Genomic DNA, 17,608 nt, shown 5'->3' with positions numbered 1-17,608 from the left:
GGGTCTGCTCATGCAGGCCCGTTTTTGTTTGGGCTGAAGTCAGAACGCTACAGACGTCTGCACATAAACCGTCCTTGGCTCCCCCACATACTTGCCCTTGTTGTTGTCATCAAACGAGCGGGTAAAGTACTGATGGTTGAAGATGTTCTTCACCCCCACCGCCACATTCAAGTCCGATAACTTCGGCCCGAAGTCATACCCCGCGCGGCTGCTGAACAGCATGTACCCCGGAATCTTGCCGGTGCTGCCATCAGCACTTTCAGCCGAGGTGTTGGCGTTGTCGGCAAACTGGTCGCTCTGATAGCTGCTGTCCAGGTTCAGCTTCCACGCGCCTTCGGTGTAACCCACGCCAATCGTGCCTTTGTGTTTCGAGGAGAAGGGCACACGATTGCCCTTGTTCGGCCCGTCTTCGCGGATGGTCGCGTCCACATAGGCGTAAGTGGCATAAACATCGAAACCGGCCAATGAAGGGCTCAAGTCATCGAGGGCATAGTTGACGCTGGTTTCGATACCTTGATGGCGAGTTTCGCCACGGGCGATCACCGAGTCGTTGGTCTGGTTGCTCTCGTACTGGTTGTCGAAATTGATCAGGAACGCGCCGATCTCTGCCCGCAGCGCACCGTTGTCATAACGGGTGCCCAGTTCCCAGGTACGCGCCTTCTCCGGTTTCACTTCACCACTAGTCACCCGATTAGGCATCTGGCTGTATTGCACGCTGCCGAACGAGCCTTCGGTATTGGCGTAGAGGTTCCAGGTGTCGGTCACGTGATAGAGCACATTCAACGCCGGCAACGCCGTGTTGTAGTCGCCCTTGTACTTCACGTTCGTCAGGTTGTTGGTTTGTTGCGATTTGATCATCTCGTAGCGGATGCCCGGGGTGAACGTCCACTTGCCGATGTCGATCCGGTCGTCGACGAAGAACGCATTGGCCTCGGTGCCGCCACGGGTGTCGCGGTCGTTGCGGCTGTTGGTGGTCGGGTATTCGTTGCTGGTGATCGGCGTGCGATAGCGCAATTCGTGGCCGGCTTCGTTGATGTAGCGATAGCCGACGCCGACTTCATGGCTGGTCGGGCCGACATCGAAGCCCTGGGCGAAACGGGTTTCCAGGCCGCGCACCCAATACTCGCGAGGCGATAGCGAGAGGAAGGTGCCCTGATCCAGATAGCCGCTGCGCAATGTCTTGGTGAAGAAGGTGTTGGCGGTGAATTCCCGGCGATCTTCCTGATAGCGATAGCCGACGTTGAACATCGTCCGTCGGCCCCAGAACTGGTCTTTCGGACGCGTCGACTGGTAAGGATTCGCGTCGTAATCGGCGACGTTCAGGCCGCCGGGCATGTCGGCCTTGCCTTCGTAATACTGGGCCATCGCGTTGAAGCTGTTGGCGTCGTCGAGCTGGTATTTACCCTTGAGGATCAGATCGTCGATCTCGGTGTCGCTGTGTTCACGCCAGTCGCCACCACGCGTGCCGGAATACAACAACGCGCCGCCCAGACCGTTGTCGGCAGTGCCGCCGGCCAGGAGGTTGCCAGTGGTCTTGAAACCGTCGTGGCTGGAGGAAGGGCTGGTTTCGGTCTGAAAACCACCCTTGACCGTCGGCTCATCGGGGATCGCCCGGGTCACGAAGTTGACCACGCCGCCGACGTTCTGCGGCCCGTAACGTACGGCACCGCCGCCACGCACCACGTCCACCGCGTCCATGTTGCCCATGCTGATCGGTGCAAACGACAACTGCGGCTGACCATAAGGTGCGAAAGGCACCGGGATACCATCCATCAATACCGTCGAGCGCGAAGCCAGCCGCGGATTGAGCCCGCGTATGCCAAAGTTCAGCGCCATATCATGGCTGCCGGTGCCGTTGTTGTCCGGCGCATTCACGCCGGGGATGCGGTTAAGCACGTCCTTGGCCTGAGTCGCGCCCTGGCGTTCGAACTCTTCGCGGCGGATCACGTCACGCGCGCCGGGATGCTCGAAGACGTTGATTGGCGCTGCATCGCCGAGCCAGTCGCCGACGACTTTGGACGTGTCCAGTTCCAACGCGGTATCGCCCACCGGTTGCAGGCTGAAGGCGTTGTTGCCCTCGGCGCGGGCTTGCAGGCCGGTGCCTTCGAGCAAGGCGTTCAAACCTAGCTCAGGGGTGTAGTTGCCTTCCAGACCGCGACTCTGTACGCCGCTGGTAACTTGCGAGCCAAAGGAAATCAGCACACCGGCTTCACGGCCGAACTGGTTGAGGGCGTTTTCCAGCGAGGACGGTGCGATGTGATACGGCTTGGCGTCAGCGGCGTGTGCCAGCGCTACAGCGCCGAAACTCAGGCTGGCGCCCAGCAAGAGCTGGCGCAAGGTGCGGGCCAGTGGAGTGAGGCGGGTGGGTTGCATGGACGACGATCCTGAGAAGGTGGAATCAAGGTGGCTTTCCTTCTCTGTCACGCCAGATCTGAAAAACGGCTCATTTATTTTTTAAGATCGGCTTTTAAACCTTCGCCTCAACCGTCACCCAATACCGGGTAAAGCGCTTCACTTTCACCGGCAAGCTGATTTCCAGCAGATCAAGAATCCGTTCGCTGTCATCCAGTGGATACGTCCCGGAGATCAGCAAATCCGCAACCTTCGCATCGCAATTGAGTTGCCCGCGGCGATAGCGACCGAGTTCGTCGAGAAAATCGCCGAGGCGCATGTGCGCGGCCACCAGCATGCCGTCGACCCAGGCGCCGCTGTTGGCGTCCAGCGGCACAGCGTTTGCGATGCCTTTTGCGCCGAAGCTCAACTGTCGGGCGCTTTGCAGTATCAGCGGTGAACCATCGTCGGGCATCAATTCAACGCTGCCTTCGAACACCGCAACCTGGGTGTGATCGGAAAACTGCCGCACGTTCATACGCGCGCCTTGAGTCTTCAACAGGCCTTGGGCGGTACGAACCTCAAACGCTTGGGCGGCAGTGAGCAGCATCTCGCCTTCGAGCAACCGGATCAGCCGTTGTTGACCTTCAACGCGCACATCCACGGCGCTGGCGGTATTGAGCTGTAACTGATTGCCATCACCGAGCGGCACCTTGCGTCGCTGGCCGACCGGGCTGCGGTAATCGGCCAGCAACGGAGTCAGTGGGTTGTGCTCGCGCATTCCCCACGTGACTGCGCAACCGGCACCGAGAATCAGCAGCAGCTTCAGCGCCTGACGACGGCTCGCGGATTTCGGCGCGTTGAGGGCGGCGTGAGCCAGCGGCGAGGTCAAACCACGCAAGCGTTGATTGACCCGCTGGATATGTTCCCAGGCCCGTTGATGTTCACTGTGCGCATCGTGCCATCGCTGCCAGGCGAGTTGCTGGCGTGGGGTCAACGGCCCTTGCTGCATTTCCATCAACCAATGCACAGCCTGTTCGGCGACTTGGGATGAAAAGTCCGGTGGAGAGTTTATTGAGTTGTTCATAGGGCGAAGTAGCAGCGCATGGCCGCTTTGTTCAGGTGACGTTTGACCGTGGCGATGGAAATGCCCAACTCGGCGGCGATCTGTGGATAAGTCAGGCCATCGACCTGCGCCAGCAGAAACGCGCGCTTGACCAGGCGCGGCAGGCCATCGAGCAACTGATCCAACTCCATCAGGGTTTGCAGGATGATTGCCCGTTCTTCCTCTGACGGCGCCACGACTTCCGGCATTTGCGCCAGAGCATCGAGGTAGGCACGTTCCAGATCCTGACGGCGGTAATGGTTGAACAGCACGTGCTTGGCGATGGTGGTGAGGAACGCTCGCGGTTCGATGATCTGCGGTGTTTCCCGTGCAGTCAGCACCCGCATGAAGGTGTCCTGGGCCAAGTCCGCGGCGTTGTCCGGGCAGCCGAGCTTGCGCCGCAACCAACCGGTGAGCCAGTTGTGATGGGCGTGATAGAGGACTTCGACGGTATTGGCTGGCTGCAACGGGACCACTCCGAGCGTATTCGGATGCGTTAGAGAACAAGAATTGTTCGCATTGTAGTGGTGGGTACCCGTATCCGGCAATCGACTGCATCGACGATCTCATCGGACTCTTTTGCATATGAGAATATTTATCATTAATATTGCGGCCTTGTTGGTCCCGTGACGTTCACGAGGCCTCACCCGTTTCAAGGTCGAAACATGAAAGGCAAAATCACCGCGCTCCCCGTTTCCTACCGACTGGCCGTCACTTCCCGAGTGCTGGCCGCTGTGCTGGGGGGTTACCTCGTCGCGGCATTGGCCAGTGTCAGCCTGACGATGTGGCTGCCCATGGCTCGCGGCGAAGCGGTGGTCACCGGGATGATGACCTCGTTTCTGGTCTATCTGGTCGCCGTACTCTGGTGCTTTGCCTGTCGCAGTGCGTGGCAAGCCTGGTTCGGATTGATTGCGCCGAGCGTGGTGTTGGCGGCGGTGTCGGGGCTGGCGTACTGGATGGGCTACTCATGAAAGAGGGCTTTCGACAGGCCATGGCCTGGCTGCACACTTGGGCCGGGTTGATCTTCGGCTGGCTGCTGTTCGCGATTTTCCTGACCGGCACGCTCGCCTATTTCAAGGATGAGATCAGCCACTGGATGCAGCCGGAAATTCCCGCCCGTGCAGTGTCCTCCGAAGCCAGTCTGACCCTGGCCCAGCACTACCTTGAGCAGCACGCCGCGGGTGCCTCGCGATGGCTCATCGATTTACCGGATGCTCGCGAACCGGGTCTGTCGGTGAGGTGGCAGCAAGCACCGGCCAAGCCCGGCACGCGCGGTCAATTCAGCGAAAAACTCCTCGATCCGCAAACCGGCGCAGAAGTGCACGGCCGGGACACACGCGGTGGCGAGTTCTTTTACCGCTTCCACTTTCAGTTGCAGATGCCCTATCCGTGGGGGCGCTGGCTGTCGACGATCGCAGCGATGGTGATGTTCGTCGCGCTGATCAGCGGGATCATCACCCACAAGAAAATCTTCAAGGACTTCTTCACCTTCCGCCCGCGCAAGGGCCAGCGTTCCTGGCTCGACGGGCATAACGCGGTGGGCGTTCTGGTGTTGCCGTTTCATCTGATGATCACTTACAGCAGCCTGGTGATTTTCATGTCGATGGTGATGCCGGCGAGCATCGTCGCCTCTTATGGCAGTGACTTCGATACGTTTTACGATGAGGTGTTTCCGGCATCCAATACGCCTGATATCGCAGGCAAACCGGGCCAGTTGGCACCGTTGGCACCGCTGCTGGAACGGGCCAGCGAGCAATGGTCGGGCGGACGGGTCGGGCGGTTGACGGTCAACAATCCGGGCGATTTGAATGCCTCGGTCATTCTTGCGCGTGACGGCGTCGACCGAGTGGTCCACGACTTTGGCAGTGCGGTGACATTCAACGGAGTGACCGGGCAGCTACTCAGCGCAACGCCGAAGCAAGCATTGCCAATGGCGATTGCCGGCAGTTTCTACGGCTTGCACATGGGCCATTTCGCCGGTCCGGTGTTGCGCTGGCTGTACTTCATTTGTGGTTTGGCGGGCACCGCAATGATCGGTACCGGGCTGGTGATCTGGCTCGGCAAGCGTCAGCTCAAACATGCGAAGAGCGGTGTGATGCCGTTTGAGTTGCGACTGGTGGAAGTCCTGAACATCGCCAGCATGTCGGGGTTGATGGTCGCGGTGGCGGGGTTCTTCTGGGCCAATCGATTGTTGCCGGTCGGCATGGCCGGGCGGGCGGATTGGGAAGTGAACGGCTTCTTCATCGTCTGGGGCTTGAGTGTGTTGCACGCCATGGTGCGCCGTGGTCGCGCCGCGTGGGTCGAACAGTTGGCGCTGGCGGCATTGCTGTTCTGTGCGGTGCCGCTGCTGAACGCGCTGACCACGTCTTATCACTTGGGCGTCAGCCTGATGCAGGGCGATTGGGCCATGGCCGGTTTCGATTTGATGTGCCTGGTCAGTGGTCTGTTTTTCGCGTGGGCTGCGTGGAAAATGCAGCGCGCGGGGCAGGCTGGAACCGTCACCCGACCGCGGGCGAAATCGATAATGCTTGAGCAAGAGGCGCACTGAATGTTCCTGGCCTTGTTGCTGTGCTACGGCGGTTTCACCGCGCTGTGTTTATCCATGGATCGGCATCACGCCGAACTGTTGGGGCGCAAGCCCTCGGCCCGTCGCCGCCAGGGGATGAAACTGGGTGGCTGGCTGTTGCTGGCGTTATCGCTGTGGGCTGCGGTGTCGTCGACGGGTTGGGGCCTTGGATTGGTGGAGTGGTTTGCGGTGTTGATGCTCAGCGCTCTGGTGCTGGTGTTGTTGATGCCGTATCGCCCGCGCCTGGCCTTGGTGTTGGCCGGGTTGAGCGTGCTCGCCAGCCCCGTTGCCGCGTTTGCGCAGGGCTGACCTGATGATCACCAGCCCCCCGGAATCCCATGACGACGAACATCGCGGTGCGCGTGCGCATTTCCTGCAGGTGTTCCTTTCCCAGCGTTCGCAAATGGAAGCGCTGGTGAGCCGTCGTGTCGGTTGTCGGGCGACGGCCGCGGACCTGGTGCAGGACTTGTTCCTGCGCTTCTGGCGTCGGCCGCTGGTGCAGGTCGAAGAGCTCAGCACTTACCTGTTGCGCTGCGCCGGCAACATCGCCATCGACCATTTGCGCAGCGAAGGCACGAGGGTGCGGGTCAACGAGGGCTGGATGCCGGATCAACCCGACAGCCACGGCAGCGAACCGCAAGCGGCGTTGGAGGCGGGCAACGACTTGCGTTACGTCGACGCGGCGTTGCGCGCGCTGCCTGAGCGCACGCGGCAGATCTTTTTGCTCAACCGTATTCACGGGCGCAAATACGCCGAGATTGCGAAGGCCATGGGTTTGTCCCAAAGCGCCGTGGAAAAACATATGATGCGCGCCCTCGAGGCTTGCAAGGCCAGCCTGCGGGAACCCGAACCGCGCACGCCAGGGAAAGCACTGTGAACAACACCGAACGCGTCACCCCGACGCCCGCTCAGGAGCAGGCGGCCTTCGCCTGGCTGAGTCTGTTGCATGACCAGCCCAGCAGCGGCGATCAGGCCACCTTTAGCCATTGGTTACAGGCCGACCCGGCCCATGCCGAGGCTTACGCCCAGGCGCAAGTGGTGTGGGAGTTGACCGAAACACCGGCCCGAACGTTGGCCGATGAAGACGCGTTTGCCTTGCAGGGTTACCTCAACGCCATGAATCGCTCGCGCCGTACCAGCGTTCGACGTTGGTCCGGGGCGTTGGCAATGGCGGCGTGCCTGCTGCTGATGATCGGCTTCGGCGCTGGCTGGCAACCGTCGCGCTGGGTCGATGATCTGGGCGCGGATTATGTGTCGGCACCGGGTGAGATTCGCACTGTCACGCTGGCGGATCAGTCGCAAGTCACGCTGGATGCTGACAGCGCGATTGCGGTGGATTTCAGTCGTGGCGAGCGGCACGTTCAGCTGCGGCGCGGCGCCGGATTTTTCAGCGTGACCCACACCGGCGATCCGTTTGTGGTGGACGCTGAAAAGGGTCAGGCGCGGGTGCTGGGGACTCAGTTCGAAGTGCGTCTGCAACCGCACGGTGCGCAGGTCACGGTGTTGTCCGGGCGGGTTGGTGTGACGGCGGACAAGCACGCCCCACAACAAATCCTCACCGCTGGCCAGCAGGTGGCCTATGGCGAGGGTTCGGCGGAAAAACTCCACGCGGTCGACAGCGAAGCGCAGTTGGCATGGCGTCAGGGTTGGCTCAATTACTACAAGGCGACACTCGCCGACGTGGTGCAAGACTTGGGACGTTATTACCCGGGACGGATTGTGCTGCTCAACGATGAACTGGCGGCGCGGCGGGTCAGTGGCAGCTTTCCGAGCAAGGATCCGCAAGCGGTGTTGAGTTCGTTGCAAGGGGGGTTGGGGTTTGAGCAACACAAAGTTCTGGGGCATCTGATTATTTTGCGCTGAGGCTGTTGGCCTCTTCGCGAGCAAGCCCGCTCCCACATTTGAAATGCATTCCCCCTGTGGGAGCGGGCTTGCTCGCGAAGGCGTCAGATCAAACACTACTGAACTCCCGAGAAAAATATTTTCAACTTTCTGGTGAGGTAAACCCCGATGCCATCCGTGTAGTGACTGAAACTGCGAGTCATTCGCATCCGTAGCGGTTCTACACAGGTCATGAGCAATGAAGTCCAGGGCGAAATCGGGTTCGGTCAAACAATGGTTGGGTACATGTGCCTTGAGCTTTTCGGCGTTGGCATTGTTGCCGTTGAGTGTGGCGGTGGCGGCTGAGGCCGGCAGTGCCCGACAGAATGCGCAGTTCAGCTTCGCAATGGCCGCCAAACCGCTGCCCCAGGCCTTGAGCGACTTCAGCCGGATCACCGGCATCAGCGTGGTCTACACCGATGAGGCGCCTTACGGCATCAACGCTCCAGCGCTCAGCGGCCAGATGAGTGCCGAGCAGGCGATGCAGCGTTTGCTCAGCGGTTCGGGTTTTACCTTCCGCCGCACCGACGGCCACACGTTGGTGCTGGAGCCGTTGCCTACCGATGGCGCCTTGAACCTGGGCGCGACCACCATCACCTCGGTGGCCGATCAATCCATGAGCTATCAGCCACCGCCCACCAGTTCGGTGATGCGCTCATCGGCCTTGCTCCAGGAAATTCCCCAGACCGTCAACGTGGTTCCGGCACAGGTCATTCGCGATCAGGCGCCGCGCAATCTGGATGACGCGCTGGCCAACGTCAGCGGCATCACCCAGGGCAACACACTGGCGAGCACTCAGGACTCGGTGATGACTCGCGGTTTCGGCGACAACCGCAACGGCTCGATCATGCGCGACGGCATGCCGATCGTGCAGGGCCGTGGCATGAATGCGACCGTGGACCGGGTCGAAGTGCTCAAGGGCCCAGCCTCCTTGCTTTACGGCATCCAGGACCCGGGCGGCGTGGTGAACATGGTCAGCAAAAAGCCTGAGCTTGAGCAGTACAACGCGTTGACCCTGCGCGGCTCGACCTATGGCAACGGCAAAAACGGCAGCGGTGGCGGTCTCGACAGCACCGGCGCGTTGGGTGATTCCGGGTTGGCCTACCGCATGGTCCTGGATCACGAAGACGAAGATTACTGGCGCAACTTCGGTACTCACCGCGAGACATTGGTAGCACCGTCACTGGCCTGGTTCGGCGAAAGCACCAAGCTGTTGTTCGCCTACGAACACCGCGAGTTTCTGACCCCGTTCGATCGCGGCACGGTGATCGACCCGCGTGACAACCATCCGCTGGACATCTCCCGCGAGCGTCGCCTCGACGAGCCCTTCAACAATATGGAAGGCCGCTCGGACCTCTATCACTTCGAGGCCGATCACGAGCTCAACGACAATTGGAAAGCCCACTTCGGCTACAGCTGGAACCGCGAAACCTACGACGCCAGCCAGGTGCGCATCACCGCCATCGACACCAAGAAAGGCACGTTGACTCGCAGCATGGACGGCACCCAGAACGCGATCAGCACCGACCGCTTCACCACCGCCAGCCTTGAAGGCAATGTCCAGCTCGCGGGGATGAAACATGACCTGGTGTTCGGCGTCGATGATGAATACCGCAAGATCTACCGCGAAGACCTGATCCGTCAGAAAAGCCTGAGCACCTTCAGTTATGTCAACCCGGTTTACGGCCGCGAAGTCTCCGGCACCACGGTCAGCCCGGCCGACAGTGCGCAGACTGATGAACTGCGCAGCGATTCGATCTTCCTCCAGGACTCGATTCACCTGACCGATAAATGGATTTTCGTCGCTGGCGCGCGCTTTCAGGAATACGACCAGTACGCCGGCAAAGGCGTGCCGTTCCAGGCCAACACCGACGGAAACGGCCAGAAATGGGTGCCTCGCGCCGGTCTGGTGTATCGCTACACCGATGAACTGTCGTTCTACGGCAGCTACACCGAATCCTTCAAACCCAACTCGACCATCGCGCCGTTGAGCGGCAGCAGCACTGTGCTGGACGGCAGCATCGCGCCGGAAGAAGCCAAGTCCTGGGAAATCGGCGCCAGGCTCGACATGCCGGGCCGCGTCACCGGTAATGTCGCGCTGTTCGACATCAAGAAACGCAACGTGCTGGTGGCCAACTCCGAAGGTCCGGTGACGATCTACAGCGCCGCCGGTGAAGTGCGTTCCCGTGGTCTGGAAGTGGACCTGAGCGGTCAGTTGAGTGATCGCTGGAGCCTGATCGGCAGCTATGCCTACACCGATGCCGAAGTCACGGAAGACCCGACCTACAAAGGCAAAAAGCTGCAAAACGTCGCGAAGAATAGTGGTTCGCTGTCGGCGGTTTATGACTTTGGCACTATCGTTGGTGGCGATCAGCTACGGGTTGGCGCGGGGGCGCGATATGTCGGTGAGCGAGCGGGTAACGCCGTGAACGATTTCGACCTGCCGAGCTACACCGTGGCCGATGCGTTCGCCACGTACGACACCAAAGTCGAAGGGCAGAAGGTCAAGTTCCAGCTCAACGTGAAGAACCTGTTTGACCGCACCTACTACACCTCGGCGGCGAGTCGGTTCTTTGTGTCGATGGGCGATTCGCGGCAGGTGTCGTTGTCGAGCACTTTGGAGTTCTAGGAAGAGTTGAAGATCGACCCCTCACCCCAGCCCTCTCCCCACGGGGGAGAGGGGGAAAGGGAGCCGATCTCCAAGCTTTTCGAAGCCTGAGTTCGACTTGATCTTTCAGGTCGATGTAGCTCTAAGAACACCTCGGTCAGTCCCCTCTACCCCTTGGGGAGAGGGTTAGGGTGAGGGGTGGATCTAAATGACACCCCACCACCATAGAAACCTACCGCAAAAACGCCTGGCGATACTCGCCGGGCGTTCCACCCAATGCCTGACGAAACCGATTGGTGAAATGACTGGCACTGGCAAATCCGCACGCCAACGCAATCTCCCCCAACGGCTGCGACGTCGAACGCAACAACTCACGCGCCCGGCTCAGTCGCCGCGACAGCACATACTGATGCGGTGGCAACCCAAAGCTCTCGCGAAACATTCGCGCAAAGTGGTATTCGGATAGCGCACATAACGCAGCCAACTGCCCGAGACTGATGGCCTCGGCCAACTGAGTGTCGATGAACTCCACCAACTGCCGCCGCTGATGCGCAGCCAATCCACCCTTGAGCCGCAACCCCTCACGCATCCCGACCTGACCGAGTAAAACGTGGCTGAGCATTTCATGGGCCAGGCTGCTGGTGAGCACGCGTTCGCCGGGTTCGTCCCAGTTGAGTGTGAGCATTTGCCGAAAGCGCCGGGCTTGTGCCGGGTCGTCCAGAAAGGTGGCTTCGCGCAGCTGCAGTTCGCGAGGTTCGCGGTCCAGCAGCGTGACGCAGCCGAGGGCGAATTGTTCGGGACTGAAATACACGTGGGCCAGACGAATGTCGCCGTTGATCACCCAACCCGATTGATGCTCGGCCGGCAGGATGCACAGCTTGTCCGGGCCGCCCTTGGTGCCGGGCTGGTCGCGGCGAAAGGTCCCGGTGCCGCCGGCGATGTAGCAGGACAGGGTGTGATGGCTCGGCGCTTCGTAATCCTGGGCGTCGTGATGGTTGCTCCACAAGGCTGCAGCCATGCCGTCACCGAGCTCGGCGCTGTGCTCGAGGCGAGCATTGGGCGAGCGGTTGAGGGCTTGAAAGACTTGCAGGGTTTCCAGTGCGGGCATGATGGCTTCTCTCCAACGCCTTGCATCCTACTCCGTAGCCGTTCGGCTGCCAGCCTGTGGCCCGACAAAAGCGCAAGTTTATGCAAGTGCGACGAGGCTTGGCGCAGGACACTAAGCCCCTATTGAGGAGTCTTTGCCATGAACCTTTCGTTGTATCTGCTGACTGTGCTGATCTGGGGCACCACCTGGATTGCCTTGAAATGGCAACTGGGTGTGGTGGCGATTCCGGTGTCGATCGTCTATCGCTTCGGCCTCGCGGCATTGGTGCTGTTCGTCATGCTGCTGCTGAGTCGCCGCCTGCAAGTGATGAACCGCCGCGGGCATCTGATATGCCTGGCGCAGGGGCTGTGCCTGTTCTGCATCAACTTCATGTGCTTCCTGACTGCCAGCCAGTGGATCCCCAGCGGTCTGGTCGCGGTGGTGTTTTCCACCGCCACGTTGTGGAACGCGCTCAATGCACGCGTGTTCTTCGGCCAGAAAGTTGCTCGCAATGTGCTGATGGGCGGTGCACTGGGGCTGCTTGGGCTTGGCCTGTTGTTCTGGCCTGAGGTGGCGGGCCACACCGCGAGCCCGCAAACCTTGCTCGGGTTGGGCCTGGCGTTGCTCGGCACCCTGTGCTTCTCGGCCGGTAATATGCTGTCGAGTTTGCAGCAGAAGGCGGGACTGAAACCGCTGACCACCAACGCCTGGGGCATGGCCTATGGCGCGGCCATGCTATCGGCGTGGTGCCTGGTTAAAGGCATTCCATTCGACATGGAATGGAACGCGCGCTACATCGGCTCGCTGTTGTACCTGGTGATTCCGGGTTCGGTGATCGGTTTCACAGCCTACTTGACGTTGGTCGGGCGGATGGGGCCAGAGCGCGCAGCCTATTGCACCGTACTGTTCCCCGTCGTGGCGCTGAACGTGTCGGCGTTTGCCGAAGGCTACCAATGGACCACGCCTGCATTGATGGGGTTGGTACTGGTGATGCTGGGCAATGTGTTGGTGTTTCGTAAGCCCAAGGCACCGATTGTGCAGGGGAACGGCAAGCTGGCGTGAAGGTCTGGGTGATCGAGCGCTGAAACTTTAGCGTTCGATTTTGAGGGTGATGTAAATCAGCAGTGGAAACATGAAGTCCACGATGTGCCGAGCCCAATCCTTGGCGTTCCAGATTGCAGATTCATCCATGTTGAACCATTCGGTGCCGATCACTTGCAAGCAGATGTAATAGACAAAAATGCCAATCAATAGTCCGACGATCGAAAACTTCTTCGCTTCATGAAAAACGGCTGCAGGTGTATTGATGTTTCGATAAAGATGGTAGGTGCCCAGCAAGCAGAAAGCCGTGTAAACAACTTCCAAAGTTATAATTAACCAATAAATACGGTGATGGAGCATGGGCGAAGTGATTGCTCTGTAGCTCAGGTTCAGGTTTTCTCGGGTGGTGTCCATGCTGAGAATGTGGCCGACGTATTCGTAATTGGATGCGTAGTCGGTGAAGTTGCTGAACATCACCATCAAGCCAAAGAAGCTTATATAGGCCATTAGTGCTACTTTGCTGTATCTAATCAGTTTGTCGGTCGTAAGGTGGTTCAATGTAGGTACTCTCCATAACTAAGGTCCGTAAGTTAGACTAAGTAGTGGGGAGTCTATAGTGAGTATCTTTTTTTTAGCGGTTAACTGAATTGCAAGGTGTGTAGGTCATGGGCAGGCGGTTAAACACCTGCCCGTTTTAGTTAGCCTTTCCAGACCTGTGGATTCACCAGATCTTGCGGTCGCTCTCCCAGCAAAGCGCTGCGCAAGTTCGCCAGGGCACGGTTGGCCATGGCTTCGCGGGTTTCATGAGTCGCCGAGCCGATGTGCGGCAATGTCACCGCGTTTTTCAGTTGGAACAGGGGGGACTCGGCCAGCGGTTCTTTCTCATAAACGTCCAGCCCGGCGCCGCGAATCCGGTTGTTTTGCAGGGCCTCGATCAAGGCGGGTTCGTCCACCACCGGGCCGCGGGAAATGTTCACCAGAATTGCGCTCGGTTTCATCAACGCCAGTTCGCGATGGCTGATCAGGTGTCTGGTTTTTTCGCTGAGCGGCACCACCAGGCAGACGAAATCGGCTTCGGCCAGCAGTTGATCAAGGCTACGGAACTGCGCGCCGAGCTCTTGCTCCAGCTCGGTCTTGCGGCTGTTGCCGCTGTAGAGGATCGGCATGTTGAAGCCCAGTCGGCCACGTCGGGCGATGGCCGCGCCGATGTTGCCCATGCCGACGATGCCCAGGGTCTTGCCGTGTACATCGCAGCCGAACAATGGCGCGCCGACGGTGGCTTGCCATTGGCCGGCTTTGGTCCAGGCGTCCAGTTCGGCGACGCGGCGGGCGCTGCTCATCAGCAGGGCGAAGGCCAGGTCGGCGGTGCTTTCGGTGAGGACGTCGGGGGTGTTGGTGAGCATGATCCCGCGTTCGTTGAAGTAGGCGACGTCGTAGTTGTCGTAGCCGACCGAGACGCTGGAGACGACTTCCAGTTTGGCGGCGTTTTCCAACTGTGTGCGACCGAGTTTGCGACCGACACCGATGAGGCCGTGGGCGTGGGGGAGGGCTTCGTTGAATTGGGCGTTGATGTCGCCGTTTTTCGGGTTCGGGACGATGACGTCGAAGTCTTGTTGCAGGCGTTCGATCATTTCAGGAGTGACGCGGCTGAAGGCGAGGACGGTCTTTTTCATGGGTTGAGGGCTCTCGGCGCAGGTGAATGCCAAGCACGCTAACATTCTTCTTTGGATTTGGGCGAGGCCGTTGGGCTCTTTTGTCCTTGGCGGCCTTTGGGCCGACCATGTTGGTGGTTGACCGGGTACATATCCGTTTCTGCGGTAACGGCGGCTGGCGGTTTCGCCCTTACGGCGAGGCACTTTTTTCAAACGCCAAAAAAGTACCCAAAAAGGCTCGCCCCAAGCGTCCGGCCCCTCGCTTAGGCTCGGCGTTCCTTCGCTCCGGTATCCATCCGGGGACACTGCCCTCCGGTCTGCTTCGCGACGACCTACATGCAGCGTGTTCGACTGCGTCGAACGGCGCTGCGCGCCACTCCCCGGATGCACACCTCCACTCAGCCTCCCGACGGGGCGGGTGGATCAAGATCACAAGCTGCAGGCGAGCTAACGCTCGGCCTGTTGAGTGGTGAGGAGCGAAAGGTGTACGCCGATCCATTGTGGGAGGAGCTTGCTCCGGGCGGCGTTCCGACGATGGCGGAGTGTTTTTCGCCATCAATGTTGAATGTTTAGTTCGCCACCCGAACCCCACCCAAACTCCCACTCAATTCATAAGCCACCAATTCCGCCTGATGCGCCGCCAATATCTCCGGCAACGACCCGCGCAAATACTCGACCCACGTCTTGATCTTCGCATCCAGATACTGCCGCGATGGATAGATCGCATACAGATTCAATTCCTGCGACCGGTAGTTCGGCATCACCCGCACCAGTGTCCCGTTGCGCAACCCTTCAATCGCTGCATACACCGGCAACACGCCTACCCCCATGCCGCTGGTGATCGCTGTTTTCATCGCATCGGCGGAGTTCACCAGAAACGGTGAGCTATTAATGGTCACCATTTCCTGGCCTTCAGGCCCGTCGAAGGTCCACTTTTCCAGCGGAATCACCGGGCTTACCAAACGCAGGCACGCGTGGTTCAGCAAATCGCTGGGCTTCTGCGCGCAGCCGTTGGCTTTCACATAGGCCGGCGAGGCGCAAACGATGCTGTAGGTGATGCCTAAACGCTGGGAGACGAAGCCCGAGTCCGGCAGTTCGCTGGCCAGCACGATGGACACGTCGTAACCCTCATCGAGCAGGTCCGGCACGCGGTTGGCCATGGTCAGGTCGAAGGTGACGTCGGGGTGGGTTTTGCGGTAGCGGGCGATGGCGTCGATGACAAAGTGCTGACCGATGCCGGTCATGGTGTGCACCTTGAGCTGCCCGGCCGGGCGGGCGTGGGCGTCGCTGGCTTCGGCTTCGGCTTCTTCGACGTAGGCCAGGATCTGCTCGCAGCGCAATAGATAGCGCTTGCCGGCTTCGGTCAGGGCGATGCGTCGGGTGGTGCGGTTGAGCAGGCGGGTTTGCAGGTGGGCTTCCAGGTTGGAGACCGCGCGCGAAACGTTGGCCGTGGTGGTGTCGAGTTGCACGGCGGCGGCGGTGAAGCTGCCGGCCTCGGCCACGTAACTGAAGGCGCGCATGTTTTGCAAAGTGTCCATGGGGTGCTCTCGGAGGCGATGGCAAATTGTGACACGAAGTTACGGGGGCTGAGACCCCGACCAAGGGATTATCGCGTTAACGGTAACAAAGATTCACAGGATTCCCAGCTTATCGCCAACAAAGCCGACCCCTAGAATTGCGCACCTCAGGAACAACTCCCCACCTCAGGAAATCGCAGCAGTGCCGCGTCGCATCAACAGAGCGCTTCAGACGTTCAGTGTTTTGGCTTTAACCCTGGCAATCAGCGGCTGCATCGGTACCGGAGGTATTGCCCCGCAGGGCAAGGCACTCGAAGCCAATTCACTGGCCACCGACGAAGCCATTCAGAACGCTGCACAGGACGCTCACTGGCCCACCGCCCAATGGTGGCAGGCCTATGGCGACCCGCAATTGAACCGCTGGATCGACCTCGCCCTGCAAGGCAGCCCGACCATGGCCATGGCGGCGGCGCGAGTGCGTCAGGCCAAATCCATGGCCGGGATCGCCGAGTCCGCCGAGTCGCTGCAGATCAATGGTGAATCCACCCTCAAACGCCACAACTGGCCCACCGATCAGTTCTACGGGCCGGGCGAGTTGGCGAACACCACCACCTGGGACAACAACGCCGCGCTGGGCTTCAGCTACGCCCTCGACCTTTGGGGCCGCGAAAGCAACGCCACTGAGCGCGCCGTGGACATGGCTCACATGACGGCCGCCGAAGCACGGCTGGCCCAGCTCGAATTGCAGAACAACATCGTGCGCGCCTACATCGAACTGTCGTTGCATTACGCGCAACGGGACATCGTCGCGGCGACCCTGAAACAGCAGCAGCAAATTCTCGACCTCGCGCAGAAGCGCCTGAACGGTGGCATCGGCACCCATTTCGAAGTCAGCCAGGCTGAAACGCCGCTGCCGGAAACTCACCGCCAGATCGATGCACTGGACGAAGAAATCGCCCTGAGCCGCAATCAACTCGCCGCGTTGGCCGGCAAAGGTCCGGGGGAGGGCGCGCAGTTGCAGCGGCCAACGCTGTCGTTGGGCGCGGCACTGAAGTTGCCATCGACCTTGCCCGCGCAACTGCTCGGCCAACGCCCGGACGTAGTCGCCAGTCGCTGGCAAGTGGCGGCTCAGGCACGGGGCATTGATGTCGCCCATGCCGGGTTCTACCCTAACGTCGATCTGGTCGGCAGCCTCGGCTACATGGCCACCGGCGGCGGGGCGCTGGAGTTTTTGACCGGCAAGAAGCTCAACTACAGCGTCGGCCCGGCCATCTCGTTGCCGATCTTCGACGGCGGTCGTTTGCGCTCGGAGCTGGGCGAAGCCTCGGCCGGTTACGACATCGCCGTAGCCAAGTACAACCAGACGCTGGTCAACGCGCTGAAAAACATCTCCGACCAGTTGATCCGCCGCGAATCCATGGACAAGCAGCAAACCTTCGCCGCCGAGTCGGTGACCACCGCCCAGAAGACTTACGACATCGCGATGATCGCCTACCAGCGCGGCCTCACCGATTACCTCAACGTGCTCAACGCCCAGACGTTGTTGTTCAAACAGCAGCAGGTTCAGCAGCAGGTTCAGGCCGCACGCCTCAGTGCTCACGCTGAACTGGTGACGGCGCTCGGCGGTGGGTTGGGCGCGGGTGACGATGCGCCGAAAGACAGCCAGACCGCGGCACCGAAAACCCCGGCCCTGCTTGAGAGTCTCTCGAATTGAACACGACGTATCAGGCACACCCGTATTTGTGGCGAGGGAGCTTGCTCCCGCTTGAGTGCGCAGCACTCACAAAATCAGCAATGGTTGCCAGAGTTTTGGGGGCCGC

15 protein-coding genes are annotated in these 17,608 nt (G+C 60.2%); 8 read left to right on the top strand and 7 right to left on the bottom strand.

Annotated elements, in window-relative coordinates; all coding sequences use genetic code 11:
• Positions 1-39: 39 nt before the first annotated feature.
• The 3 genes from fecA to ACSQ87_RS26995 all read right to left on the bottom strand — a co-directional run bounded on the left by fecA (position 40) and on the right by ACSQ87_RS26995 (position 3,903).
• The gene (gene fecA / locus ACSQ87_RS27005; RefSeq protein WP_436274764.1) at positions 40-2,373 is read right to left on the bottom strand and encodes a TonB-dependent Fe(3+) dicitrate receptor FecA; all 2,334 of its coding nucleotides are present in this window, start codon (positions 2,371-2,373) and stop codon (positions 40-42) included.
• A 94-nt stretch (positions 2,374-2,467) separates the two neighbouring features.
• The gene (locus tag ACSQ87_RS27000; RefSeq protein ID WP_436275121.1) at positions 2,468-3,406 is read right to left on the bottom strand and encodes a FecR domain-containing protein; all 939 of its coding nucleotides are present in this window, start codon (positions 3,404-3,406) and stop codon (positions 2,468-2,470) included.
• Between the two features lie 8 nt (positions 3,407-3,414).
• Complete coding sequence (locus ACSQ87_RS26995; RefSeq protein WP_436274763.1) at positions 3,415-3,903, bottom strand: sigma-70 family RNA polymerase sigma factor; 489 nt, start codon at positions 3,901-3,903, stop codon at positions 3,415-3,417.
• 198 nt (positions 3,904-4,101) lie between these two features.
• Here ACSQ87_RS26995 and ACSQ87_RS26990 point away from each other — a divergent pair, with 198 nt between their 5' ends.
• From ACSQ87_RS26990 to ACSQ87_RS26965, 6 genes are all read left to right on the top strand, one after another.
• Positions 4,102-4,407 (top strand): DUF3649 domain-containing protein, encoded by a 306-nt coding sequence (locus tag ACSQ87_RS26990; protein WP_223429819.1) that lies wholly within the window; start codon positions 4,102-4,104, stop codon positions 4,405-4,407.
• Positions 4,404-5,984: a PepSY-associated TM helix domain-containing protein gene (locus tag ACSQ87_RS26985; RefSeq protein WP_436274762.1), complete on the top strand. Its 1,581-nt coding sequence runs from the start codon at positions 4,404-4,406 to the stop codon at positions 5,982-5,984. The genes ACSQ87_RS26990 and ACSQ87_RS26985 overlap by 4 nt, the downstream gene beginning before the upstream one ends.
• Positions 5,985-6,311 carry a DUF3325 domain-containing protein gene (locus ACSQ87_RS26980; protein ID WP_436274761.1) on the top strand — a complete coding sequence of 109 codons (327 nt, stop codon included), beginning with the start codon at positions 5,985-5,987 and terminating at the stop codon, positions 6,309-6,311. It begins immediately after the preceding gene.
• Positions 6,312-6,315: 4 nt separating this feature from the next.
• Positions 6,316-6,879, top strand: a complete 564-nt coding sequence (locus ACSQ87_RS26975) for an RNA polymerase sigma factor (RefSeq protein ID WP_223429816.1) — start codon at positions 6,316-6,318, stop codon at positions 6,877-6,879.
• Entirely contained in the window at positions 6,876-7,865 is a 990-nt protein-coding gene (locus ACSQ87_RS26970) for a FecR family protein (RefSeq protein WP_436274760.1), read from the top strand. Before ACSQ87_RS26975 ends, ACSQ87_RS26970 begins: the two co-directional genes overlap by 4 nt.
• A 217-nt stretch (positions 7,866-8,082) precedes the next feature.
• Positions 8,083-10,512 (top strand): TonB-dependent siderophore receptor, encoded by a 2,430-nt coding sequence (locus ACSQ87_RS26965; protein ID WP_436274759.1) that lies wholly within the window; start codon positions 8,083-8,085, stop codon positions 10,510-10,512.
• Between the two features lie 211 nt (positions 10,513-10,723).
• On the opposite strand, the gene ACSQ87_RS26960 is transcribed toward ACSQ87_RS26965, so the two are convergent.
• A complete protein-coding gene (locus ACSQ87_RS26960) occupies positions 10,724-11,599 on the bottom strand; it encodes an AraC family transcriptional regulator (RefSeq protein ID WP_223429813.1) in 876 nt (291 codons plus the stop codon).
• Positions 11,600-11,737: 138 nt separating this feature from the next.
• On the opposite strand from ACSQ87_RS26960, the gene ACSQ87_RS26955 reads away from it, so the two are divergent.
• Positions 11,738-12,640 (top strand): DMT family transporter, encoded by a 903-nt coding sequence (locus ACSQ87_RS26955; protein ID WP_223429812.1) that lies wholly within the window; start codon positions 11,738-11,740, stop codon positions 12,638-12,640.
• Between the two features lie 27 nt (positions 12,641-12,667).
• Here ACSQ87_RS26955 and ACSQ87_RS26950 read toward each other — a convergent pair whose 3' ends face one another.
• The 3 genes from ACSQ87_RS26950 to ACSQ87_RS26940 form a co-directional block, all read right to left on the bottom strand.
• Complete coding sequence (locus ACSQ87_RS26950) at positions 12,668-13,177, bottom strand: DUF2165 family protein (RefSeq protein ID WP_436274758.1); 510 nt, start codon at positions 13,175-13,177, stop codon at positions 12,668-12,670.
• Between the two features lie 140 nt (positions 13,178-13,317).
• Positions 13,318-14,292 carry a 2-hydroxyacid dehydrogenase gene (locus ACSQ87_RS26945; protein ID WP_223429811.1) on the bottom strand — a complete coding sequence of 325 codons (975 nt, stop codon included), beginning with the start codon at positions 14,290-14,292 and terminating at the stop codon, positions 13,318-13,320.
• Positions 14,293-14,840: 548 nt separating this feature from the next.
• Entirely contained in the window at positions 14,841-15,809 is a 969-nt protein-coding gene (locus tag ACSQ87_RS26940; RefSeq protein WP_223429810.1) for a LysR family transcriptional regulator, read from the bottom strand.
• A 181-nt stretch (positions 15,810-15,990) separates the two neighbouring features.
• Here ACSQ87_RS26940 and ACSQ87_RS26935 point away from each other — a divergent pair, with 181 nt between their 5' ends.
• Entirely contained in the window at positions 15,991-17,502 is a 1,512-nt protein-coding gene (locus tag ACSQ87_RS26935; RefSeq protein WP_436274757.1) for an efflux transporter outer membrane subunit, read from the top strand.
• Positions 17,503-17,608 lie beyond the last annotated feature (106 nt).

The organism is Pseudomonas sp. LjRoot277 (genome assembly GCF_964253845.1).
Taxonomy (GTDB): Bacteria; Pseudomonadota; Gammaproteobacteria; order Pseudomonadales; family Pseudomonadaceae; genus Aquipseudomonas.
The sequence above is the reverse complement of the archived record's forward strand: the minus strand, read 5'-3'. Positions and strand labels throughout refer to the sequence as shown.